Genomic DNA, 22181 nt, shown 5'->3' with positions numbered 1-22181 from the left:
CCTGAAAGAGCTACGCCCTCAGCCGGGCCCCGCCTTGTGAGCGGGGCCCGGCTGTTAGTTGCCCAGCTGCTGGGCCAGGTCCCGCGCGGCGGCCATCGTCGCGCGGTAGAGCCGGGGGCCGAAGGTGACGCGGGCGGCGCCGAGCCGCCCCAGCTCGGCGGGCGAGGGGCCGTCCGGTGCGAAGGCCGCCGCGTTGACCGGGGCGCCGATGGCGGCCGCGAGCCGGGGCAGCAGCTCCGGGGGCGCGAAGATCGGATAGACGCAGTCCGCGCCCGCCGCCGCATAGGCCCGCCCGCGCTCGATCGCCGCCTCGGCCGCGCGCTCGGTGCCGTCGGCCCCGCCCTCGAACTCGCCGTGGGCGAAGACGTCGACCCGGGCGTTGATCACCAGCCCGTCGCCCGCCTCGGCCCGCACCGCGGCCAGCCGGTCCGCCTGCTCCCGGGGGTCGGCCAGCCGCTTGGTCAGCGGGTCGGAGTCCTCCAGGTTGCAGCCCACCGCCCCGGTCTCCAGCACCCGCTCGACCAGCTCCTTGGCGTCCAGGCCGTAGCCGCTCTCCAGGTCCGCCGACACCGGCACCTCGACCGCCCGGACGATCCGGGCCACCGCGGCGAACATCTCCTCGGCCGGTATCCGGCCGTCCTGGTAGCCCAGCGACGCCGAGACCCCGGCGCTCGGCGTCGCCAGGGCCGGAAAGCCCGCGTCCGCGAAGGCACGGGCCGAACCGGCGTCCCAGGGACCGGGCAGCACGAGCGGTGCCTCCGCGTCCCGGCCGTGGTGCATCGCCCGGAACGCCCTGGCCTCGGCCGTGGCGCTGATCGTCATGAGAACCCCCTTGGTAGAGCCCGGTGTCAGCCCGCGGTCGGCTTGTAGGAACCAGGGACCAGGCGGGTGGTCACCCCGATCCGGTTCCAGGCGTTGATGGTGAAGATGACCGCGATGAGCTGGGCCAGCTCCTCCTCCTCGAAGTGCTTGGCGGCCCTGTCGTACACGTCGTCCGGGACGCCGCCGGTCAGAACGGTGACGGCCTCGGTCAGGGCGAGCGCGGCCTGCTCCTTCTCGGTGTAGACACCGGCCGCCTCCTCCCAGGCGTTGAGCAGGTAGATCCGCTCCTCGGACTCGCCCGCAGCCCGGGCGTCCTTGATGTGCATGTCGATGCAGAACGCGCAGTGGTTGATCTGCGATGCGCGGATCTTGACCAGCTCGGTCAGCGACGGCTCCAGCCCCTTACGGGCCGCCACGTCCAGCTGGACCATGGCCTTGTAGACGGCGGGTGCCGTGTGGGCGAAGCTCATCCGGGGGCCGTGGTGCGGGGTGCTCTCATGCGTCGTCATGCGGTCCACGCTAGAAGCTCGGCAGCCCAGAGGTATGGTCCATTTCCATGGAGGATTCGTGGGCCACTTCCGGGTCCGGAGAGGCCCCTTCCGGGCCCGCGAAAGCGGGTTCCGGGGCCGGGGAGGCGGCCGGGCTCGGCGCCGATCTCCACCTTGACCTGCCCCGGGGCGGGACCACCGGGGTGCGGGCCGCGCTGATCCGCTCCCTGCGCGACGCCGTACGCGGCGGCCGCCTCGCCCCCGGCACCCGGCTGCCCTCCTCCCGCTCGCTCGCCGCCGACCTCGGCATCGCCCGCAACACCGTGGCCGACGCCTACGGCGAACTCGTCGCCGAGGGCTGGCTCACCGCCCGGCAGGGCTCCGGCACCCGGGTCGCCCGGCGCGTCGTGCCGCCCGAGCCCGCGCCGCCGCGCACCCCGCCGCCCGCCGCCGTGGCCGCCACCCGCCCGAAGTACGACCTGCGGGCCGGGTCGCCCGATGTCTCCGCCTTCCCCCGCTCCGCCTGGCTGTCCGCCGCCCGGCGCGCCCTGACCACGGCCCCCAGCGACGCCTTCGGCTACGGCCACCCCAGCGGGCGGCCCGAGCTGCGCCGGGTCCTGGCCGACTATCTCGCGCGCGCCCGCGGGGTGCGGGCCGCACCCGAACGGATCGTGGTCTGCGCCGGGTTCATCCAGGGGCTCGGCCTGCTCAGCCGGACGCTGCACGGGGACGGCCACCGCGCGCTGGCCGTCGAGTCGTACGGACTCGACATCCACTGGAACGTGCTGCGCCGCGCCGGACTGTGCACCGTGCCGCTGCCGGTCGACGGGCGGGGCGCCCGCACCGGCGAACTCGACCGCCTCACCGACGTACGCGCCGCGCTGCTCACCCCGGCGCACCAGTTCCCCACGGGGGTCGCCCTGGACCCCGACCGGCGGGCCGCCGTGGTCGACTGGGCGTCCCGGACCGACGGGCTGGTGCTGGAGGACGACTACGACGGCGAATTCCGCTACGACCGCCAGCCGGTGGGGGCGCTCCAGGGGCTGGACCCCGAACGGGTCGTCTATCTGGGCACGGCGAGCAAGAGCCTGGCACCCGCGCTGCGGCTGGCCTGGATGGTGGTGCCGGACCATCTGCTGGACCGGCTGCTGGCGGTCAAGCGGACGGGGGAATGGCAGTCGGGCGCGCTGGATCAGCTGACCCTCGCGGAGTTCATCGCCTCGGGCTCGTACGACCGCCATGTGCGCGGGATGCGGCTGCGCTACCAGCGGCGGCGCGACCAGTTGGTGGCGGCGCTGGCCGAACGCGCGCCCCAGGTGCGCGTCACGGGCATCGCGGCCGGACTGCACGCGGTGCTCGAACTGCCGCCGGGCACCGTGCGCTCCGTCCTCCAGGGCGCGGCCTGGCAGGGCCTGGCCATGGAGGGGCTGAACCGCTACCGGTACCGCGAGGAGAACGAGCCCGGAAGCGGCGGATCGGAGCCGGAGGGACTGGTCTTCGCCTACGGGGCGCCGCCCGAACACGCCTTCGCGGGCGCCCTGGAGGCGCTGTGCCGGGTGCTGCCCTGACCGGGCCGCCCCCCACCCCCGGCGTTCACCTGTGCGATAACTCCCTCTAGGGTGGGCGGTCAAACGAACGGGGGAGCAGTACCCATGGAACGGAAAAGTCCACGTCGGCTGCGGTCGAGCACGGTGATCCTCGGCGGCATGGGAGCCCTCGCGGCGGCCCTCACCTCCTGCGGGTCGGAGCCCGACAAGCGCTGTGTCGACCCGGACAGCTACGACATCAGGGGCTACCGCATCGTCGACTCCAGCGCCTGCAACAGCTCTTCGGGCTCCACGACCGGCAAGAAGAAGCGCGGCGGCGGCAGCACCACCACCAAGCGGGTCGACGGCGACTGGTACTACGACGCCGACGTCGACGGCCGCTGGGCGGACTACGGCACCTTCAGCAAGAGCCAGGCCGCCGACCGCGGCGGCTTCGGATGCTCGGGATCCGGCGGCGGCTGACCGGACGACGACCCGATGAAGCGTCACACCATGGACCCCCGCCCCGGCTGGCAGGCCACGGTCGAGGAGCAGGGGGTCATCTACCCGCTGACCCGCTACCCGGACGACTCGCTGCGCCCGTACTGGGACGAGAGCGCCTACTACGTCTTCTCGCTGCCCGAGGTCGAGGCGCTGGAGGAGGTGGTCGAGGAGCTGCACCGGATGTGTCTGGAGGCGGCCGCCCACATCGTCGACGCCGACCGCTTCGCCGACCTCGGCATCGAGGAGCCGCGAGTGGCCGGGCTGATCGCCGAGTCCTGGCGCCGACGGGCCGAACAGCCCAGCGTCTACGGCCGGTTCGACCTGCGGTACGACGGCGGCCCGGAACCGGCGAAGCTGCTGGAGTACAACGCCGATACGCCCACCTCGCTGGTGGAGGCGGCGAGCGCCCAGTGGTTCTGGATGGAGGACCGCTTCCCGGGCGCCGACCAGTGGAACTCCCTGCACGAGCGGCTGGTCGACGCCTGGAAGCACCAGGCCGCCCTGCTGCCGCCGGGTGTGCCCCTGTACTTCGCCCACTCGGCCGGGGACGAGCTGGGCGAGGACCTGATGACCGTCGCCTACCTGCGGGAGACGGCCGAACAGGCGGGGCTGCGGACCGAGGCGATCTCCATGGAGGACATCGGCTGGGAACGGCTCTCCGGCCGCTTCGTGGACATGCGGCACCGCTTCATCCGCGGCTGCTTCAAGCTCTACCCCTGGGAGTGGCTGGTCAGCGACCGGTTCGGCAGCCATGTGCTGGACACGATCGACATCGGCGGCGGCACCGGCTCCACCCTGTGGATCGAGCCCGCCTGGAAGATGCTGCTGTCCAACAAGGCGCTGCTGGCCATTCTGTGGGAGCTGTACCCCGGGCATCCCAATCTGCTGCCCGCCTACCTCGACGGGCCCCGCGATCTGGCCCGCACAGGCGGCTACGTGGCCAAGCCGCTGCTCGGCCGGGAGGGCGCGGGCGTCACCGTGCACCCGCCGGGCGCGGAGCCCGTCATCCGGGACGAGGCCTGCTGCTACCAGGAGTTGGCCCCGCTGCCCGACGTGGACGGCAACCGGGTAGTGCTCGGCGCGTGGGTGGTGGAGGACGAACCGGCGGGGCTCGGCATCCGGGAGTCGGCCGGGCTGATCACGGACGAGTACGCGCGCTTTGTGCCGCATGTGATTCTTTAAGCGGCGCCAGAGCGACCGGGGGCTGAGCGACCCGGGCCGCAGCCGTTCGCGGTTCCGGGTCATGCCGCCAGCACCGCCCTGAGCTGGTCCAGGCCCCAGTCCAGATCCTCCTTGCCGATCACCAGGGGCGGTGCGATTCGGATGGTGGACCCATGGGTGTCCTTGACCAGCACCCCGCGGTCCATCAGCCGCTCGGAGATCTGCCGCCCGGTGCCGCGCGACGGGTCGATGTCCACACCGGCCCACAGCCCGCGCCCCCGCACCTTCACCACCGCCCGGCCATCGGCCATATGCGCCAGCTCCCGGTGCAGATGCTCGCCCAGCTCCGCCGCGCGCCCCTGGAACTCCCCGGTCCGCAGCATGGCGATCACCTCCAGGGCGACCGCGCAGGCGAGCGGATTGCCGCCGAAGGTCGACCCGTGCTCACCGGGGCGGTGGACGCCCAGCACCTCGGCGGAGGACACCACCGCCGACACCGGCACCACCCCGCCGCCCAGCGCCTTGCCCAGCACATAGGCGTCCGGCACGACGCCCTCGTGCTCACAGGCGAAGGTCTTCCCGGTGCGGCCCAGGCCCGACTGGATCTCATCGGCGATGAACAGCACGCCCCGCGCCCGGGTCAGCTCGCGCACCCCGGCCAGATATCCGGGCGGCGGCACCAGCACCCCCGCCTCGCCCTGGATGGGCTCCAGCAGCACGGCGACGGTCTCCCCGGCCCCCGCGTCGAGCGCGGCCTCCATGGCCGCCAGATCGCCGTACGGCACGATGTCGAACCCCGGGGTGTACGGGCCGTGGTCCGCGCGGGCCTCCTGATCGGTGGAGAAGCTGATGATCGTGGTCGTGCGGCCGTGGAAGTTGTTGTCCGCGACGATGATCCTGGCCCGCCCGTCCGGCACGCCCTTGACGCGGTAGCCCCATTTGCGGGCGGTCTTGATCGCCGTCTCGATCGCCTCCGCGCCGGTGTTCATGGGCAGCACCGTCTCCATGCCGCACAGCGCGGCCAGCTCCGCGCAGAACGCGGCGAAGCGGTCGTGGTGGAAGGCGCGCGAGGTCAGCGTGACCCGCTCCAGCTGCGCCTTGGCGGCGTCGATCAGCCGCCGGTTGTGGTGCCCGAAGTTGAGCGCGGAATACCCGGCGAGCAGGTCCAGATACCGGCGGCCTCCGACATCGGTCATCCACGCCCCCTCGGCGGAGGCGACGACGACCGGAAGCGGATGGTAGTTGTGCGCGCTGTGGGCCTCGGCGGCCGCGATGGCGCGCGCTGAGTCCTGCGAGGGGTTCGGGGAGCGTTCGGTCGAGGTCAAGACGTCCTCCGTTCTGTGACACCGCTCTGTGACACCACCGAGGGGCTGCGCCACCACCGAGGGGCTGCGCCACCACCCAGGGTGGGGCTGTGCACCGTGACTGGCGAGTCGGCCTCGCCAGGGTCAGGGGCGGGGGCGCCGGGCCGGGGGTGGTCTGTCGCACCCCTGGTCCCGGTCCGCCGGTCGGCTGGGGCGGCGGCCCCGGCCCGTGGGGCCCTGCCCGGCCTCAAGCACCGGCAGGGCGTGCCACCACTGCTCCTCCCGGAACCGCCCGCCGGGCGTCGCCCCGTCCGACAGGCCCACGATCCGGGCCAGCACCCGCTCGGCCAGCGTCTCGCCGCCCGCCGGGAGGCCGCGCCCCGGCACCTCGGCGGGCGGTGGCTCCTCCAGCGCGCGCCCGAGTGCCCGCAGCTCGCCGGGCAGCCCTTCCCCGTCCATCCCCTATGCCTCCCTGCCGTGCCTGCCGTGTCTGCCGTGTCTGCTCCGGGCCCGCCTCCAGCAGCAGCTCCAGCCGCCGCAGCGCGCGGCTCAGCCGCGACTTCACCGTGCCGCGCGGCCAGCCCAGGGCCGCCGCGGTCTCTGCCTCGTCCAGATCCAGCAGATAGCGGTAGGTGACCACCCAGCGCTGCGGCTCGCTCAGCTCTTCCAGCGCGGCCATCAGCCGCGCCCGCCGCTCGTCCGCGAGCGCCACGGCCGCCGGATCCGCGCTCTCCGGTATCGCCGGACCCTCCGGACCGGCTCCGGCCATCGCCGCCTCCCGGTCGACCGCCGTCTGCTGACGGCGTGCCGAGCGCACCGCGTTCCGCGTCTCATTGGCGACGATCCGCAGCAGCCACGGCCGGAAGGCGGCGTCGCCCCGGAAGGTGCCGAGCGCGAGATACGCCTTCACGAAGGCGTCCTGCACCACATCCTCGGCGTCCGCGCCCGCGCCCATCAGTGCTGCGGTGCGCACCGCTATCGGCGCGTGGGCGCGCACCAGCTCGGCATAGGCCTCGGCATCCCCGGCCCGCACCCGAGCGATCACGGCCGCATCCGGCCCTGCCTCCAGCCCCGCGATGTCTTGCGCTTCGTCCTGTGCTGCGTCCTGTGCTTCGTCCGGTGCTTCGTCCTGCGTTCCGTCGTGCGTTGCGTCCTGCGTTGCGTCTTGCTCTTCGTCCCGCGCGACGAGGTCCCCCTCCCGCGCCCCCTCACGAGTCCTCACACCTTTGATACACCGGCGGACCGAGTCTGGTTCCACACCTGAGAGAATGGGTGGCATGGCCCTTGATCGTCCCCGTGCGCTCTCCGGTATCCAGCCCACCGCAGGCTCCTTCCATCTCGGGAACTACCTCGGTGCGATCCGGCAGTACGTCGCGCTGCAGGAGACCCACGACGCGTTCTACACCGTGGTCGACCTGCACGCGATCACCGTTCCGCAGGATCCGGCGGAGCTGCGAGCCAACAGCAGGCTCGCCGCCGCCCAGCTGCTCGCCTCCGGGCTCGACCCGGACCGCTGCACGCTCTTCATCCAGAGCCATGTGCCCGAGCACGCCCAGCTCGGCTGGGTGATGAACTGCCTCACCGGCTTCGGCGAGGCCTCCCGTATGACCCAGTTCAAGGACAAGTCGGCCAAGCAGGGTGCCGACCGCTCGACCGTCGGCCTCTTCACGTACCCGATCCTCCAGGTCGCCGACATCCTGCTCTACCAGGCCAACCACGTCCCCGTCGGCGAGGACCAGCGTCAGCACATCGAGCTGACCCGCGATCTCGCGGACCGTTTCAACGGCCGCTTCGGCGAGACCTTCACCGTTCCCGACGCGTACATCGTCAAGGAGACCGGGAAGATCTACGACCTCCAGGATCCGACGGTCAAGATGAGCAAGTCGGCCTCCACGCCGAAGGGCATCGTCAACCTCCTCGACGAGCCGAAGGTCTCCGCGAAGAAGATCAAGAGCGCGGTCACCGACCTGGAGACCGAGATCCGCTTCGACGAGGAGAAGAAGCCCGGCGTCAGCAATCTGCTGACCATCTACTCCACCCTCACCGGCGACTCCATCGCGGAGTTGGAGGGGAAGTACGAGGGCAAGGGGTACGGCGCGCTCAAGACCGACCTGGCCGAGGTGCTGGTCGAGTGGGTGACGCCGTTCCGCGAGCGGACCCAGGAATACCTGGGGGACCCGGGGGCGTTGGACAAGGTCCTGGCCAAGGGGGCGGAGAAGGCGCGTGCCGTCGCCGCCGAGACGCTGGCCCTCGCCTACGACAAGGTGGGGTTCCTGCCCGCGGCGCGCTGACCGCCTACGGCGGGGCAGCCACGGGGTCGTCGGAGGCGGGCGCCGCCGGAGTGTACAGCGGCTCACCCCTGACCAGGGGGTTCTTCGGCCCGTGTGCCCAAGAATCGAGGAATCTAGCCGCGAAGGCGGCACAGCCGCCACACTGGCACCGGTGCAGCGGACTGAAGCCCAGCAGCCCGGGAGGGCCAGGAGGGAGAACGCAGTGGGGACCGTAACGCTCGGCGTTTCGATCGCGGTCCCGGAGCCGTACGGCAGCTTCCTCCAGGAGCGGCGCGCGGGCTTCGGGGACCCGGCCGCTCATGGCATCCCCACCCACGTCACCCTCCTGCCACCGACCGAGGTCGAGGCCTCGGCGCTGCCCGCCATCGAGGAGTATCTGGCCGAGGTCGCGGCCGAGGGGCGGCCGTTCCCGATGCGGCTGGAGGGGACCGGCACCTTCCGGCCGCTGTCGCCCGTCGTCTTCGTCAAGATCGTAGAAGGCGCGGACGACTGCGCGCTGCTGCAGGAGCGGATCCGGTCGGCGTCCGGGCCGTGCGCCCGTGAGCTGCAGTTCCCGTACCACCCCCACGTCACCGTCGCGCACGGTATCGATGAGGAGGCGATGGACCGGGCGTTCGCGGAGCTGAAGGACTTCGAGGCGGCCTGGACGATCAACGGCTTCGCGCTGTACGAGCAGGGCGAGGACGGGATCTGGCGGCTCGACCGCGAGTACCCCTTCGGCCCCGGCGGTTCGGGCGAACAGCCGGACGCGGCCTCGCCCGTGGTGCCCCGTCAGGCCGATCTCACCCGCCCGGCCGCCCCCTCGCCCTGGTAGATCCCGGCGACCCCTGGCAGCTCCTGAGCCGGACGGCGTAGCGGAGTCGTGGAGCAGCGGATAAACGGGAACCCGCCGCCGAGGAGTAAAACTCGGCGGAAGGGTAGTTGTTGATCATGGACTGGCTGACCCGCTTGCCGCTCATCGGTCCCGCCCTCGCCCGGCTGATGCGCACCCACGCCTGGCGTTCGTACGAGCGCCTGGAACGCGTCCACTGGTCCCGACTGGCGGCCGCGATCACCTTCATCAGCTTTCTGGCCTTCTTCCCCCTCATCACCGTGGGGGCGGCCATCGGCGCCGCGACGCTCACCGAAGCGCAGATGCATCAGCTGCAGCGGAAGGTCGCCCAGCAGATCCCCGGCATCTCCGGTCAGCTCGATCTGAGCGGTCTCATCCAGAACGCCACGACCATCGGGATCGTCGCGGGCGCCCTGCTGCTGTTCACCGGCATCGGCTGGGTGGGCTCGCTGCGCGAGTGTCTGCGGGCCGTCTGGGAGCTGGAGGAGGATCCCGGGAATCCCGTGGCGCGCCGGGCCAAGGACGGTCTGGTGCTCGTCGGCCTGGGCGGCGTCACGCTCGCCTCGTTCGCCGTCTCGACGCTCGCCGTCACCGTCGTCCACCGGTTGACGCAGCTCCTCCACATCCCCGAGAACGGGGTGGGCGGCTGGCTGCTGCGGATCGCCGCGTTCCTGATCGCCGTCGCGGCCGACTTCCTGCTGCTGTGCTACGCCCTGACCTGGCTGCCCCGGGTCGAACCGCCGCGCCGGAGGGTCGTGGTCGCGGCGCTCATCGGCGCGATCGGCTTCGAACTGCTGAAGCTGCTGCTGAGCAGCTATCTGCGCGGGGTGGCGGCGAAGAGCATGTACGGGGCGTTCGGCGTGCCCATCGCGCTGCTGCTGTGGATCAACTTCACCGCGAAGCTCACCCTGTACTGCGCCGCGTGGACCGCCACCGGATCCGCCGCCGAGGAGCCGGGGGACGAGCCGGGGGACGAGCCGGGGGACGAGGCGGGGGACGAGCCGGGGAAGGAGCCCCAGGAGGACTCCCCGTCCCTCGGGCCGAGCGACCGGGCCGATGGGCCCGGCCGCTCGGCGGCGTAACGTTCAGCCCCGGCGCGGCCAGCGGCGGTGCACCGCGTACGCCACCGCGCCCAGCACCGCCAGCGAACCGGCCGCGATCCCGGCCGCCGTCCACATGCCGCCCGAGTCGCCGCCGCTGGAGACGGACGCCTGGGTGTGCTCGTCGCCGTTCTTCTTGCCGTCCGCCGACGTGTGGCTCTGCTCCAGGCCCGCCGGGCCGGGGCGGACGAGGGTGCCGACCGGATTCACCGAGTCCGCCGCGTTGAACCCCCAGTCGAACAGCTTCGCCGTCTCCTTGTAGACCCCGTAGGGCTCCGACTTCTGCGGGTTCATGACCGTGACCAGCAGTACCCGCTTGCCGCGCTGGGCCACGCCGGTGAAGGTGGAGCCCGCCTTGCTCGTATAGCCGTTCTTGACGCCCGCCAGGCCCTTGTAGGCCTTGATGTCGATACCGGTCAGCAGGCGGTCGGTGTTCTGGATCCCGAAGCTCATGCGGACCTTCTTGCCCTTTTTGTCCTTTTTGTATTCCCCCGGGAACTGGGCATTCGCCGTCGCGCAGTACTCCCGGAAGTCCGCGTTCTGCAGCCCGGACCGGGCGAACAGCGTGAGGTCGTACGCGCTGCTGTACTGGCCCTCCTCGTCGTAGCCGTCCGGCGTGACGACATGGGTGTCCAGCGCGTTCAGCTTCTTGGCGTGCGCCTGCATGTCCCGCACGGTCGCCGGGACGCCGCCGTTCATCGCGGACAGGACGTGCACCGCGTCGTTGCCCGAGCGCAGGAAGACGCCCAGCCACAGGTCGTGCACCGTGTAGTCGAGGTTCTCCTTCACCCCGACCAGGCTGCTGCCCGAGCCCATTCCGGCGAGGTCGGCCGCCTGCACCGTGTGCTTCTGGGTCTTGGGGAACTTCGGCAGCACGGTGTCCGCGAACAGCATCTTCAGCGTGCTCGCGGGCGGCAGCCGCCAGTGGGCGTTGTGCGAGGCCAGCACCTCGCCCGACTCGGCGTCCGCCACCATCCAGGACTTACCGCTCAGCCCTTTCGGCAGCGCGGGCGCGCCCTTCTTCGGATCCACCTGGGTACCGGGTCGGCCGAGCCGCGTCCCGCCCACCGTGGACATCCGGGCGGGCGGCTTCGCGGCCTCGGCGCCCTTGGCGCCGCCGGGGTCGTCGGCGGCGAGCGCGGGGGAGGCGAGCAGCGGGGACAGCAGGGTGGACAGCAGCAGGGCGGCGGTGGTGGCCAGCGGCGCGGCGGCGCTTCGCGACGTGAAGGTGTTCGAAGAGATCGGCACGTCTGCGAACGTACCCGTCGCCGTTCCGGACGGCGAAAGCACCGCCGTCTTACGGGCGGTGGCCCCCCGCGTGGAGGTACGCGACCGGGTGCCCATACTGGAGACCATGAAGCTCAGCCGCCCCGTGTCCTGGTTCCTGCTCGCCTTCGGGGTCTGGAGCTGGGTCATCTGGTTCACCTTTGTCAAAAACTTGTGGAAGGACGCCAGCGGGCTCGCTTTCGACGACGCAGGCGACCCCACCGCGTACTTTTGGGTGCATCTGCTGCTCGCGATCACGTCCTTTCTCTTGGGGACGGCCATCGGGGTGATCGGGTTGCGCGGGCTGCGTGCTTTGCGCCGAAATGACGCCGAAGAGTAGCCGTTCCGGGCGTTCCGGATTAGTCATACAGCCGCATAGGGAGGACCGGGGATGGTCGTGCTCTTCGTCTTGATCGCACTGGCCGTCGTCGGTCTGCTCGCCGGGGTGCACTGGTACGTGTGGCGGCGGCTGATCCGCGATACGACGGCGCCCGGCGGCTGGGCGCGCCGTACGGGCACGGCGGCGGCCTTCGCGCTCCCGCTGATCAGCGTCGGGGCCCTGGTCGCGGGGCGTACGGGGGTGCCCTTCCCGGTCCAGCGGGTGCTGGCCTGGCCGGGCTACCTGTGGCTCGCGCTGCTGCTGTATCTGACGCTTGCCCTGCTGGTCGGCGAGGCGATACGCCCCGTCCTGCGCGCCTGGCTGAAGCGTCGTGCCGACGCAGTGGCCGGGCCGGACGCCGACGATGGGGCGGTACGCGCCGAGGCCGCGCCGGTCGCCGTCGCGCACGCGGCACCGGCGGCGGGCGCGCCTGCGGAGCCCCCCGCTCCGGCCGGGCTCGGGCCTGACGGCGCCGTGCCCGTCGCACGGCCCGCCGGGCATGCGGCGCACCCTGCGGAGCCCGCCCCGGACGCCGCAGGGCCCGGCGCGCGCGGCCCGGTAGCGGGCGGCCCGGATCCGGCGGACGCCGCCGAGGCAGCGGTACGTGCCGACGCGGCGGACGGGGCCCACGAAGCGGGCGCCACCGCCACCGCCCCCTCCCGGCGGCTGTTTGTCGCCCGGAGCGTGGCCGTGGGTGCCACGGCGGCGGCCGCCGGGACGGTTGGGTACGGGACGTACACCATGCTGCGCGGCCCGCGCGTCAAGCGGGTCACCGTGCCGCTCGCGAAGCTGCCGCGCCGCGCGCACGGCTTCCGGATCGCCGTCGTCAGCGACATCCACCTCGGCCCGGTCCTCGGCCGCGCCCACACCCGGCGCGTCGTCGAGACGATCAACCGTACGAACCCCGACCTCATCGCCGTCGTCGGCGACCTCGTGGACGGCAGCGTCGCGGACCTCGGCCCGGCCGCCGAGCCGCTGCGCGGGCTGCGCGGCAGGCTCGGGAGCTTCTTCGTCACCGGGAACCACGAGTACTTCTCCGGCGCCGAGCAGTGGGTCGACCACGTCCGCGAACTCGGCGTCCGCCCCCTGGAGAACGAGCGCGTCGAGCTGCCCTGGTTCGACCTCGCCGGGGTCAACGACGTGGCCGGGGAGGACGAGGGGCAGGGGCCCGACTTCGAGCGGGCGCTCGGCGACCGCGACCGGGCGCGGGCGTCCGTCCTGCTCGCCCACCAGCCGGTGGTGATCGACGACGCGGTGGAGCGCGGCGTCGATCTCCAGCTGTCCGGCCATACCCACGGCGGTCAGCTCTGGCCCGGCGAGTACGTCGCCGCGCTGGCCAACCCCACCGTGGCGGGGCTGGAGCGGTACGGCGACACCCAGCTCTACGTCACCCGGGGAGCGGGCGCCTGGGGCCCGCCAGTGCGGGTCGGGGCGCCGCCGGACGTGACCGTCGTGGAACTGGCCTCAACGCGCGCTTGAGGTGAGTTCCGGGGCGGGCTCCGGGTCCTGCTCGTCGGCCGCCGACCGCGCGCGGCTGTGCGGCAGTGCCTCGTTGCGCAGGCCCGAGGCGTGGTCGTGCGGGCCGAGCAGCTCCGGGTGGCGCAGCGTCTCCAGCGCACAGGTGACGGTGAGCGCGAACCCGGCGGCCACGGCGAGCAGTTGGACGGGGCCGAGCGTGGTGAAGACCGCCTCCGCGCCCCGGGCGCCCGGGTCATGGGCGAGGGCGAACAGGTCGCCCGGCCACGGCTCGTCCAGCACGATCAGCACGGCCAGGAACAGCGCCGCCATCAGCGGCAGCACGAACGCCCCCAGCAGCAGCGCCCGCAGGGCCAGCCGCCAGGGCACCAACGGGCCGCCGTCGGTCGCCACGAGCCGCAGTCGCAGCAGCCACTTGCCGGGCGTCGCGCCGGTCGCCAGCGGCACCAGGACGAACCAGGCCACGAAGATCCCGGGGAACAGCAGCCAGGCCGGGACCGCCGCACCCCGAGCGGTCAGCACGAAACCGGCGAATACCGTCGCGAGTACGTATCCGGCCAGGTCGACGGTCAGCGCCGCCAGCCGCCGCCCGAACGGCACCGGCCGCCGCCCCAGCGCCCGCCCGTCCAGCGCCTCCAGCGCGGGCAGCAGCCGCGCCGCCGGTCCGGCGAGCAGCCAGCCGACCAGCGCGCCCGAGGTGTTGATGACCAGGTCGTCCACGTCGAAGAGCCGGTACGGGCAGTTGTACATGCCCCACACCCCGGTCACCTGCGTGATCTCGAAGAACAGCGCCGTCGCGGCCCCGATCATGGCGGTGGGCCGCAGCCCGAGCCGGAAGTGGTAGCGCAGGAAGAGCCCGAGCGGCACGGTCAGCAGCAGGTTGAAGAGCGCCCCGGCGACGGCGGGATTCTGGAACACCAGCGCACCGGGGGTGAGCTGACGCCCCGCCTCCTTCCAGATGTCCCCGAAGATGTTGCCCGGTATCCACTGGGGATGGGAGGCGGCGGCGAAGCGCGTGCACGTGATCGACGCGTCCTTCGGCAGCGGCACGATCGTCATGCAGAAGGCGGTGAGTCCGTAGAACAGGAAGCCGTACAGCGACAGCGACCGGCCATGGGACAGCACACCGTGTCTCCGGTAGAGGACGACGGCCGTCGGCAGCAGCAGTAACAGCGCGAGCAGCGGGAAGAGGGCGGCGGCGGTCTGGATCGGGAGGAGATAGGCGGTGGCCATGGCGGGGACTATACGTCATGTGTATACGCGGGGTGCATAGCAGGCCGGGGGTGGCCACGCCGCCGCCTCGGGAAGCCTTGGGAGGTCCGGGGAGGCCCCGAGAGGCCCCGGGGACGGCGGTAGCGGCAGTACGGCCCCTACGAACCCTTCGTCGTCTTGGCCGGGGTCTTCTCGAAGGAGCTGAGGAAGATGCCGAGCGCCTGCTTGTTCTCCTTGGCGTTCCAGTCGTGCGCCGGTGTCGTCCACCGGATGGAGAAGCCCCGGCCGCCGCCGACCAGGAAGCCCCGGCCGAACGTGCGGAGCCGGTCCTGCCCGACCGCGGTGCTCCACTCCATGTCGGCGGCCTTCCAGTCGCGGTAGTCGACCGGGCGGATGTCGTCGATCCGCTGGAAGCCGGGGTAGATCTTCTCGATCGTCGGGATCAGGCGGCGCCAGCCCTCCACGGGGTCCTCTTCGGGGCCCTTCCCGAAGGTCACCACCAGATTGCGGGGGTCGCCCTCGGCGGCGAACTTGATGTGGAAGCGCGACCCGCTCTTGACCTGCTTCCAGCCCTTGGGGAGGTCGATGGAGAACCCGCCCGTCTCGCTCGTGTAGCGGTAGTAGCCGGGCGGCGGCGGGTCGTCGGGGCCCGGGTACGCGCCGCCACCGCCACCGGCGGGGGGCGCGGACGACGACGGCGGGGGCTGCTCGGGGGCGGACGAGCCGGGCGGGCGCGGGGTGTCCGGCGCGGAGGGCGGGGGAGTTTCGCGCGGCAGGCTCGGGGCGGCGCCGCCCGCCGGTGGGGCGGAGGGGGAGGGGTCGGCGGCGCGGTCGTCGCCGCCGCCCAGACCGCTGGTGGAGGCCAGGGCCACGACCGAGACCGCCGTGCCGAGGACCAGGGTGGCGAGGGCCAGGGCTAACGGAGCGATCCGGCGGCCCTCGCGGCCGCCCTCCCGTCCCCCCTCCGGACCTCCCTCCGGTCCTCCTTCGTGCGCGCCGCCGCGCCGCGCCGACGGGAACCACGCCTCGTACGTGGTGCGCAGCCACGGCAGGCGCGGCGCCGCGCGGATCGGGACGGGCTCGCCCTCGTTGAGGATGCGCTCCAGGGCCTGGCGTACCACCGGCGCGGTCAGCCGCTCCCGGGGATCGTCGCGCAGCAGCCCGTGGATGACCTGGACGAGCGGTCCCGCGTGCGGCGGGGGCGGTACGGGCTCCTCCCGGATGACCCGCAGCGTCTCCTCCGGTGAGTCCCGGCTCCGGTGCGGCGGGCGCCCCTCGACCATGGCGAACAGGACCGCGCCCAGCGCCCACATGTCGGACGCGGCGCACGCGCCGGTCGCGCGCGCCTGCTCCGGGGAGGCGTACGCGGCGTCGGTGACCTGCCGGGACGGCTCGGTGCCGACCTGGCCGAAGCCGGAGAGGACGACCTCGCCGTCCGAGCGCAGCAGGACCCGCGCGGGGCTGATGTCCCCGTGGACGATGCCCGCGCGATGGGCGGAGTCGAGGACGGCGAGGAGTTGCAGGCCGATGCGGGTGGCACGGACCGGTTCCAGCCCGCCGCGCCAGGCGAGTTCCTCGCTTAATGGGCGGCTGTCGCTCATGGGCCGGCCGATTCGTTCCGCTGTGCCGCGCTCCTGCGTGCCGGTCACGCTGTCACCCCTTGATGAACGTGCCCCATCCACCCTCTTCCCCAGGAGGTACGTCGAGGTCGCGGCGGGCGTTCAACGGCTGTGAAAACCCTATGAGCCGCCACAACGCGACGGGCCCGCCCCCGGATGAGGGGGCGGGCCCGTACGAGCAGCCGTAAGGCTACGAACCGACTGGGGGCTCAGAAGCGCCGCGTGATCAGCGCGCGCTTCACCTCCTGGATGGCCTTGGTGACCTCGATGCCACGGGGGCACGCGTCGGTGCAGTTGAAGGTGGTGCGGCAGCGCCAGACGCCGTCCTTGTCGTTCAGGATCTCCAGCCGCTGCTCACCGCCCTCGTCGCGCGAGTCGAAGATGAAGCGGTGCGCGTTGACGATCGCCGCCGGGCCGAAGTACTGGCCGTCGTTCCAGAACACCGGGCACGAGGAGGTGCACGCGGCGCACAGGATGCACTTGGTGGTGTCGTCGAAGCGCTCGCGGTCCTCGGCGGTCTGCCGCCGCTCGCGCGTCGGCTCGTTGCCCGTCGTGATCAGGAAGGGCATCACATCGCGGTAGGCCTGGAAGAACGGCTCCATGTCCACGACCAGGTCCTTGAGGACCGTGAGGCCCTTGATGGCCTCGACCGTGATGGGCTTCTCCGGGTTGATGTCCTTGATCAGCGTCTTGCAGGCCAGCCGGTTGCGGCCGTTGATCCGCATGGCGTCGGAGCCGCAGATGCCGTGGGCGCAGGAACGGCGGAAGGTCAGGGTGCCGTCGTGATCCCACTTGATCTTGTGGAGGCCGTCGAGGACGCGCTCCTTGGGGTCGATGTCGAGCTGGAAGTCCTCCCAGTACGACTCGGCCGCGATCTCCGGGTTGAAGCGCCGGATCCGGAAGGTGACCGTGATCGTGTGCGCGGCGGTGGCGTCGGCCGGCTCCGGAGCCTGGTCCTGCTTCTCAAGCGTGGGGGTGCTCATCAGTACTTACGCTCCATCGGCTGGTAGCGGGTCTGCACGACCGGCTTGTAGTCGAGGCGGATGGACTCGGCGCCGTCCGCGCCCACCTCTCGGTACGCCATGGTGTGCCGCATGAAGTTGACGTCGTCGCGGTTCGGGTAGTCCTCGCGGTAGTGACCGCCGCGCGACTCCTTGCGGGCCAGCGCGGAGATCGCCATGACCTCGGCCAGATCGAGCAGGTTTCCCAGCTCGAGGGCCTCCAGCAGGTCGGTGTTGAACCGCTTGCCCTTGTCCTGGACGGAGCAGTTCTTGAAGCGGGCGCGCAGGCTGCCGATCTCCTCGACGGCCTCCTTGAGCGTCTGCTCGGTGCGGAAGACCATGACGTTCTTGTCCATGGTCTCCTGCAGCGCCCGGCGCACCTCGGTGACCCGCTCGGTGCCGGTGGCGTCGCGCAGGTTCTCGACCTGGTCGCGGACGAACCCGGCCGGGTCCTCGGGGAGTTCGACGAAGTCGGCCGTGGCGGCGTACTCGGCGGCGGCGATGCCCGCGCGGCGGCCGAACACGTTGATGTCCAGCAGCGAGTTGGTGCCCAGCCGGTTGGCGCCGTGCACGGACACGCACGCGACCTCGCCCGCGGCGTACAGGCCCGGCACGACGGTGTCGTTGTCGGAGAGCACCTCGCCCTCGACGTTGGTCGGGATGCCGCCCATCGTGTAGTGCGCGGTCGGCTGGATCGGGATCGGGTCGGTGTACGGCTCGATGCCCAGGTAGGTGCGCGCGAACTCGGTGATGTCCGGCAGCTTGGCGTCCAGCTGCTCCGGCGGCAGGTGGGTCAGGTCGAGGAAGACGTGGTCGCCCTCGGGACCGCAGCCACGGCCTTCGCGGATCTCCGTGTAGATGGAGCGGGAGACCACGTCACGGGAGGCCAGGTCCTTCATGACCGGCGCGTACTTCTCCATGAAGCGCTCGCCGTCCTTGTTGCGGAGGATGCCGCCCTCACCGCGGGCGCCCTCCGTCAGCAGGATGCCCATGCGCCAGATGCCGGTCGGGTGGAACTGGAAGAACTCCATGTCCTCCAGCGGCAGCCCGCGCCGGTAGGCGACCGCCTGGCCGTCACCGGTGAGGGTGTGGGCGTTGGAGGTCACCTTGAAGAACTTGCCGCAGCCGCCGGACGCGAAGACGACGGACTTCGCCTGGAAGACGTGCAGCTCGCCGGTGGCCAGCTCGTACGCCACGACGCCCGCGGTGCGCTTGACCCCGTCGACCTCGATCATCAGGAGGTCCAGGACGTAGAACTCGTTGTAGAACTCCACGCCCTCCTTGACGCAGTTCTGGTACAGCGTCTGGAGGATCATGTGGCCGGTGCGGTCCGAGGCGTAGCAGGACCGGCGGACCGGGGCCTCGCCGTGGTTACGGCTGTGGCCGCCGAAGCGGCGCTGGTCGATCGTGCCGTCCGGGGTCCGGTTGAACGGCAGGCCCATCTTCTCCAGGTCGAGGACGGATTCGATGGCCTCCTTCGCCAGGATCTCGGCGGCGTCCTGGTCGACCAGGTAGTCGCCGCCCTTGATCGTGTCGAAGGTGTGCCACTCCCAGTTGTCCTCCTCGACGTTCGCGAGGGCGGCGGCCATGCCGCCCTGGGCGGCGCCGGTGTGGGAGCGGGTGGGATACAGCTTGGTGAGCACCGCCGTGCGGCTGCGCTTCGTCGACTCGATGGCCGCGCGCATGCCGGCGCCGCCGGCGCCCACGATGACGGTGTCGTACTTGTGGATCTTCATGAGTGGATACCTCAGCCCCGGGGCCTAGCGGATGTTCGGGTCGAAGGTGAAGATCACCAGGGTGCCGAGCACGATGGTGAATCCGGCCGCCGTGTAGAGCAGCCCCTTCAGCCACAGGCGGGTGTTGTCCCGCTCCGCGTAGTCGTTGATGATCGTGCGCAGGCCGTTCGCGCCGTGCAGCGTGGCGAGCCACAGCATGATCAGATCCCATGCCTGCCAGAACGGCGAGGCCCAGCGGCCGGCCACGAAGGCAAAGCCGATCTTGGTGACTCCGCCGTCCAGCACGAGCTGGATCAGCAGATGGCCCAGGACGAGGACGACCAGCACGATGCCGGACAGGCGCATGAAGAGCCAGCCGTACATCTCGAAGTTGGTCCGGGTCGTCTTGGGCGTCTTACGGGTACGGGCCCGGGGCGGCTCGATGACCGGCGCCGGGTGGTCCACGTCGTACGCGCTGACCGCGTCGGTCGCGGGGGTGGTGGTCTCGGCGGACATGTGCGTCAGCTCCCGAACAGTTCGCGCAGCGTGTGCTGAAGGATCGGGTAGAAGGCACCGGCCATGAGCACGGCCCAGATGCCGACTACGGACCACAGCATCTGGCGCTGGTACTTCGGGCCCTTCGACCAGAAGTCCACCGCGATGACGCGCAGGCCATTGAGGGCGTGGAACAGGATGGCGGCCACGAGGCCGTACTCCATCACGTTCACGATGGGCGTCTTGTACGTCGCGACCACGTCGTCGTACGCCTCGGGGGACACCCGGACGAGCGAGGTGTCCAGGACATGTACGAACAGGAAGAAGAAGATGAGGACGCCGGTGACTCGATGAGCCACCCAGGACCACATACCTTCCCGGCCGCGATACAGCGTTCCAGCCGGCACGGAAAACCCTCCGGAAGCGGGGACTGGGGCCTGCCGGCTTGACTGTCGGTCGGGCCCGGCCGGGTACGGTCCACCGGCCCTGGCCATCGTAGCGACGTGTTGTCGGCGGGTTCGCGCGGGGGGCTCAGGTGTGATCAAAGAGGCACGGGTGGGCGCCTCGCGTGCGCTTCACGCCAGGTCGAACCGGGCGATATCCGGCATAGCGCCATCCGGGGTCACCATCCGGGTGAGCCGCCCGCGAGCGATGCGGCGCAGCTCCTCGGCGGCGTGGGCCCGCTCCTCCTCGGGTTCGTTCCCCAGCCGGTCCCGGATTCCGGTCAGCAGCCGGTTCAGCCGCTCCTCGGGGGCGAGGCCGTCCAGGCAGATCACGAAGGCGTGGCCGAATCGTTGCTCGTACGCGGCGTGCGCGGCCCGTAACGCGGTGTGCGCGGCCAGCGAGCCGACCCCGGTTTCCGTGTCGGCGGGCAGCGGATGGCCGGTCATGGTCTCGTCGGCCAGCGCCTCGGCGAGGTCGGCCGGGGTGAGGTCGTAGCTCGCCTCGTCCCCGGCGGCCAGCAGCGCGCCGAGATCGGGATAGGGGCGGTGGTCCGCGATCAGCCGGGCCCAGCGGCGGCTGCCGCAGCAGGAGAGCAGCGCCGCCTCGGCGGCGTCGGCGGTCAGCCGGTTGAGCCGGTCGAGGCCGCCTGTGGTGCTGGAGCGGGGACGGGACCTGGGCAGCGTGGACTCCTTGGGCGCGCGGGGACACACGGTGGCGCGTGGGGGAGGTGTGCTGGGAAGCGTGAGCAGTACACGGTAACGACGTGGAGAGGTGGGTGTGGCGGAGAGAGCGTAAATTCACTCGTAGGGGGACGTTTTGTGGCGTGATGTAGACATCGCGGCCCGAGCGGCCGCCGCAGCGCCGCAGCAGCACAGTCCGATAGCAGGAGGTGCGCGCCATGGGGTTGCCCGTCAGAGCCGCCAAGGCGGCCATCCTCCGCGGCGGCATCGCCGGTGCCGCCGCGACCGTCGTCCTGATCGGCCTCGGCTGCCAGCAGACGCAGTCGACGAACAACGGCTCGGGCTCCCCACGGGCGCCCTCCCTCCCCACGCGACACACCGCGGGCTCATCCGCCACCCATGCCGGTACGGCGCCCACGTCCACCGCGCCGCACTCCGCCGCACCCCGCACGATCCCCTCCGTGCGCGACTTCACGCCGAAGTCAGGACCCGGCTGGAAGCCCGGCAAGAACAGCCGGGTGGTCGCCGACCTCAAGGGCCCGCTCGCCGACGAGGCCCGCATGATCGCCGACGAGCTGGGGCTGCGCACCGCCTCCGGCACCCCGCGCCGAGGTGATCTGTCCCTCGCCGTCGCGCCAGGTCAGGGCGGCGGCGCCGAGGCGTACCGGCTCACCGTCCGCAAGGGCGCCGCCCGCGTCACCGGACCGGCCACCGCGGGCGTCTTCTACGGCACCCGGACCGTGAAGCAGGCCCTGCGCTCCGGCGGCAAGCTCCCCGAGGGCGTCATCAACGACCGCCCCGGCCGCTCCCAGCGCGGGCTGAACCTGGACATCGCGCGCAAGTTCTACACCGCCAGCTGGATCGAGGCGCGGCTGCGCGAGATGGCCGACCTCAAGCTCAACCAGCTGGGGCTGCACTTCTCGGACGACCAGGGATTTCGTATCCAAAGCGATACCAACCCCGAGATCGTCTCGCCGCAGCATCTGACCAAGGCCCAGGTCCGGCGGATCGTCGCGCTCGCCGGGCAGCTGCACATCACGGTCGTGCCCGAGATCGACTCGCCCGGCCACCTCGGCGCGGTGATCCGCCAGTACCCGGACCTCCAGCTGCGCAACGCGGGCGGCACCTCGTTCCAGGGCGACGTGGACATCTCCAAGCCGGGCTCGGCCCGGATCGTCGACCAGCTGATGCGCGAGTACGCCCCGCTTTTCCCGGGCCGCTACTGGCACCTGGGCGCCGACGAGTACCTGGCGCTCACCGTGAAGGACCCCGAGGCCTCGTTCCCGCAGCTGGTCGCCGCCGCGAAGCGCAAGTACGGCTCACAGGCCACCGTCCAGGACCTGGCCACCGGCTGGCTGAACGACCGGGCGGCGGTCGCCCGCTCGCTCGGCAAGGAGCCCAAGGCGTGGAACGACGGCTTCTTCAGCGGCGGCGTCATCACCCCGGACAAGAACATCGAGGTCGAGTACTGGACGGGCCGCACCCGGTGGTCCGCCCGGCCGCCGGTGGAGTATCTGCGCGAGGGCCGGAACGTGGTGAACCTCAACTCCGAGTACCTCTATTACGTGCTCGGTGAGCCCAACGGCTTCTACTACCCCACCGGCAAGCGCATCTACGACGAATGGACCCCCGGCACCCTGCGCGGGACCCAGCCCGTCTCCGACAAAAAGCTGACCGGCCCGAGCCGCGTCCTCGGCGGCCGCTTCGCGGTCTGGTCCGACCAGCCCGAAGCCCAGACCGAGCAGCAGGTGGCCAAGGGCATCCGGCTGCCGCTCGCCGCGCTCTCCCAGCGCCTGTGGGACCCCGGGACACCCCCGCTGAGCTGGGCCGACTTCACCCGTCTCGCCAACCGGCTGGGAGTCTGAG

At 71.7% G+C, this 22181-nt stretch carries 20 protein-coding genes and 1 pseudogene; 9 read left to right on the top strand and 12 right to left on the bottom strand.

The window, feature by feature from the left end:
• Positions 1-54: 54 nt before the first annotated feature.
• Positions 55-822, bottom strand: coding sequence for an isocitrate lyase/PEP mutase family protein (locus ACWC5C_RS06265; RefSeq protein ID WP_450874235.1), 768 nt, complete (start codon positions 820-822; stop codon positions 55-57).
• Between the two features lie 26 nt (positions 823-848).
• Positions 849-1331: a carboxymuconolactone decarboxylase family protein gene (locus tag ACWC5C_RS06260; RefSeq protein ID WP_385438808.1), complete on the bottom strand. Its 483-nt coding sequence runs from the start codon at positions 1329-1331 to the stop codon at positions 849-851.
• Positions 1332-1378: 47 nt separating this feature from the next.
• Here ACWC5C_RS06260 and pdxR point away from each other — a divergent pair, with 47 nt between their 5' ends.
• The 3 genes from pdxR (at position 1379) to ACWC5C_RS06245 (ending at position 4522) form a co-directional block, all read left to right on the top strand.
• Positions 1379-2878 carry a MocR-like pyridoxine biosynthesis transcription factor PdxR gene (gene pdxR / locus ACWC5C_RS06255; RefSeq protein WP_450874233.1) on the top strand — a complete coding sequence of 500 codons (1500 nt, stop codon included), beginning with the start codon at positions 1379-1381 and terminating at the stop codon, positions 2876-2878.
• 84 nt (positions 2879-2962) lie between these two features.
• Entirely contained in the window at positions 2963-3319 is a 357-nt protein-coding gene (locus ACWC5C_RS06250; protein ID WP_450874231.1) for a hypothetical protein, read from the top strand.
• Between the two features lie 15 nt (positions 3320-3334).
• Positions 3335-4522 (top strand): glutathionylspermidine synthase family protein, encoded by a 1188-nt coding sequence (locus tag ACWC5C_RS06245; RefSeq protein WP_450874229.1) that lies wholly within the window; start codon positions 3335-3337, stop codon positions 4520-4522.
• 59 nt (positions 4523-4581) lie between these two features.
• Here ACWC5C_RS06245 and rocD read toward each other — a convergent pair whose 3' ends face one another.
• Together rocD and ACWC5C_RS06235 are read right to left on the bottom strand one after the other, a co-directional pair.
• Positions 4582-5826, bottom strand: a complete 1245-nt coding sequence (rocD, locus tag ACWC5C_RS06240) for an ornithine--oxo-acid transaminase (protein WP_450874227.1) — start codon at positions 5824-5826, stop codon at positions 4582-4584.
• Positions 5827-6313: 487 nt separating this feature from the next.
• Positions 6314-6850, bottom strand: a pseudogene (locus ACWC5C_RS06235) (RNA polymerase sigma factor); the annotation flags it as partial.
• A 232-nt stretch (positions 6851-7082) separates the two neighbouring features.
• Here ACWC5C_RS06235 and trpS point away from each other — a divergent pair.
• From trpS to ACWC5C_RS06220, 3 genes are all read left to right on the top strand, one after another.
• Positions 7083-8096 carry a tryptophan--tRNA ligase gene (trpS, locus tag ACWC5C_RS06230; protein ID WP_385438796.1) on the top strand — a complete coding sequence of 338 codons (1014 nt, stop codon included), beginning with the start codon at positions 7083-7085 and terminating at the stop codon, positions 8094-8096.
• A gap of 202 nt (positions 8097-8298) precedes the next feature.
• Positions 8299-8910: a 2'-5' RNA ligase family protein gene (locus tag ACWC5C_RS06225; protein WP_450874225.1), complete on the top strand. Its 612-nt coding sequence runs from the start codon at positions 8299-8301 to the stop codon at positions 8908-8910.
• Positions 8911-9026: 116 nt separating this feature from the next.
• A complete protein-coding gene (locus tag ACWC5C_RS06220; protein WP_450874223.1) occupies positions 9027-10010 on the top strand; it encodes a YihY/virulence factor BrkB family protein in 984 nt (327 codons plus the stop codon).
• Positions 10011-10013: 3 nt separating this feature from the next.
• On the opposite strand, the gene ACWC5C_RS06215 is transcribed toward ACWC5C_RS06220, so the two are convergent.
• Entirely contained in the window at positions 10014-11372 is a 1359-nt protein-coding gene (locus ACWC5C_RS06215) for a D-alanyl-D-alanine carboxypeptidase family protein (RefSeq protein ID WP_450874221.1), read from the bottom strand.
• 10 nt (positions 11373-11382) lie between these two features.
• On the opposite strand from ACWC5C_RS06215, the gene ACWC5C_RS06210 reads away from it, so the two are divergent.
• Positions 11383-11634: an SCO4848 family membrane protein gene (locus ACWC5C_RS06210; RefSeq protein WP_055547269.1), complete on the top strand. Its 252-nt coding sequence runs from the start codon at positions 11383-11385 to the stop codon at positions 11632-11634.
• A 51-nt stretch (positions 11635-11685) separates the two neighbouring features.
• Positions 11686-13152, top strand: coding sequence for a metallophosphoesterase (locus ACWC5C_RS06205; protein WP_450874219.1), 1467 nt, complete (start codon positions 11686-11688; stop codon positions 13150-13152).
• On the opposite strand, the gene ACWC5C_RS06200 is transcribed toward ACWC5C_RS06205, so the two are convergent.
• The 7 genes from ACWC5C_RS06200 to ACWC5C_RS06170 all read right to left on the bottom strand — a co-directional run bounded on the left by ACWC5C_RS06200 (position 13138) and on the right by ACWC5C_RS06170 (position 20345).
• Positions 13138-14382 (bottom strand): VanZ family protein, encoded by a 1245-nt coding sequence (locus ACWC5C_RS06200; RefSeq protein ID WP_450874217.1) that lies wholly within the window; start codon positions 14380-14382, stop codon positions 13138-13140. The genes ACWC5C_RS06205 and ACWC5C_RS06200 overlap by 15 nt on opposite strands.
• A gap of 137 nt (positions 14383-14519) precedes the next feature.
• Positions 14520-15962 carry a protein kinase domain-containing protein gene (locus ACWC5C_RS06195; protein WP_450874215.1) on the bottom strand — a complete coding sequence of 481 codons (1443 nt, stop codon included), beginning with the start codon at positions 15960-15962 and terminating at the stop codon, positions 14520-14522.
• A gap of 227 nt (positions 15963-16189) precedes the next feature.
• Positions 16190-16963, bottom strand: coding sequence for a succinate dehydrogenase iron-sulfur subunit (locus ACWC5C_RS06190; protein WP_385438783.1), 774 nt, complete (start codon positions 16961-16963; stop codon positions 16190-16192).
• On the bottom strand, positions 16963-18717 hold the full coding sequence (sdhA, locus tag ACWC5C_RS06185) for a succinate dehydrogenase flavoprotein subunit (protein WP_450874212.1): 1755 nt from the start codon (positions 18715-18717) through the stop codon (positions 16963-16965). The genes ACWC5C_RS06190 and sdhA overlap by 1 nt, the downstream gene beginning before the upstream one ends.
• Positions 18718-18741: 24 nt before the next feature.
• Positions 18742-19212, bottom strand: a complete 471-nt coding sequence (locus ACWC5C_RS06180) for a succinate dehydrogenase hydrophobic membrane anchor subunit (protein ID WP_123107238.1) — start codon at positions 19210-19212, stop codon at positions 18742-18744.
• 5 nt (positions 19213-19217) lie between these two features.
• Entirely contained in the window at positions 19218-19598 is a 381-nt protein-coding gene (gene sdhC, locus ACWC5C_RS06175) for a succinate dehydrogenase, cytochrome b556 subunit (RefSeq protein WP_450874210.1), read from the bottom strand.
• Positions 19599-19766: 168 nt separating this feature from the next.
• The gene (locus tag ACWC5C_RS06170; RefSeq protein WP_450874208.1) at positions 19767-20345 is read right to left on the bottom strand and encodes a 2-oxo-4-hydroxy-4-carboxy-5-ureidoimidazoline decarboxylase; all 579 of its coding nucleotides are present in this window, start codon (positions 20343-20345) and stop codon (positions 19767-19769) included.
• A gap of 188 nt (positions 20346-20533) precedes the next feature.
• Here ACWC5C_RS06170 and ACWC5C_RS06165 point away from each other — a divergent pair, with 188 nt between their 5' ends.
• On the top strand, positions 20534-22180 hold the full coding sequence (locus ACWC5C_RS06165; protein WP_450874206.1) for a beta-N-acetylhexosaminidase: 1647 nt from the start codon (positions 20534-20536) through the stop codon (positions 22178-22180).
• Position 22181 lies beyond the last annotated feature (1 nt).

Source organism: Streptomyces sp. NPDC001700, assembly GCF_053596435.1.
The sequence above is the reverse complement of the archived record's forward strand: the minus strand, read 5'-3'. Positions and strand labels throughout refer to the sequence as shown.

What these genes read in the sequence shown, in the direction of transcription:
- ACWC5C_RS06265 (WP_450874235.1), bottom strand. Translation starts at nt 822, where the DNA reads ATGACGATCAGCGCCACGGCCGAGGCCAGGGCGTTCCGGGCGATGCAC.
- ACWC5C_RS06260 (WP_385438808.1), bottom strand. Translation starts at nt 1,331, where the DNA reads ATGACGACGCATGAGAGCACCCCGCACCACGGCCCCCGGATGAGCTTC.
- pdxR (WP_450874233.1), top strand. Translation starts at nt 1,379, where the DNA reads ATGGAGGATTCGTGGGCCACTTCCGGGTCCGGAGAGGCCCCTTCCGGG.
- ACWC5C_RS06250 (WP_450874231.1), top strand. Translation starts at nt 2,963, where the DNA reads ATGGAACGGAAAAGTCCACGTCGGCTGCGGTCGAGCACGGTGATCCTC.
- ACWC5C_RS06245 (WP_450874229.1), top strand. Translation starts at nt 3,335, where the DNA reads ATGAAGCGTCACACCATGGACCCCCGCCCCGGCTGGCAGGCCACGGTC.
- trpS (WP_385438796.1), top strand. Translation starts at nt 7,083, where the DNA reads ATGGCCCTTGATCGTCCCCGTGCGCTCTCCGGTATCCAGCCCACCGCA.
- ACWC5C_RS06220 (WP_450874223.1), top strand. Translation starts at nt 9,027, where the DNA reads ATGGACTGGCTGACCCGCTTGCCGCTCATCGGTCCCGCCCTCGCCCGG.
- ACWC5C_RS06215 (WP_450874221.1), bottom strand. Translation starts at nt 11,372, where the DNA reads ATGGGCACCCGGTCGCGTACCTCCACGCGGGGGGCCACCGCCCGTAAG.
- ACWC5C_RS06210 (WP_055547269.1), top strand. Translation starts at nt 11,383, where the DNA reads ATGAAGCTCAGCCGCCCCGTGTCCTGGTTCCTGCTCGCCTTCGGGGTC.
- ACWC5C_RS06205 (WP_450874219.1), top strand. Translation starts at nt 11,686, where the DNA reads ATGGTCGTGCTCTTCGTCTTGATCGCACTGGCCGTCGTCGGTCTGCTC.
- ACWC5C_RS06200 (WP_450874217.1), bottom strand. Translation starts at nt 14,382, where the DNA reads ATGGCCACCGCCTATCTCCTCCCGATCCAGACCGCCGCCGCCCTCTTC.
- ACWC5C_RS06195 (WP_450874215.1), bottom strand. Translation starts at nt 15,962, where the DNA reads ATGAGCGACAGCCGCCCATTAAGCGAGGAACTCGCCTGGCGCGGCGGG.
- ACWC5C_RS06190 (WP_385438783.1), bottom strand. Translation starts at nt 16,963, where the DNA reads ATGAGCACCCCCACGCTTGAGAAGCAGGACCAGGCTCCGGAGCCGGCC.
- sdhA (WP_450874212.1), bottom strand. Translation starts at nt 18,717, where the DNA reads ATGAAGATCCACAAGTACGACACCGTCATCGTGGGCGCCGGCGGCGCC.
- ACWC5C_RS06180 (WP_123107238.1), bottom strand. Translation starts at nt 19,212, where the DNA reads ATGTCCGCCGAGACCACCACCCCCGCGACCGACGCGGTCAGCGCGTAC.
- ACWC5C_RS06165 (WP_450874206.1), top strand. Translation starts at nt 20,534, where the DNA reads ATGGGGTTGCCCGTCAGAGCCGCCAAGGCGGCCATCCTCCGCGGCGGC.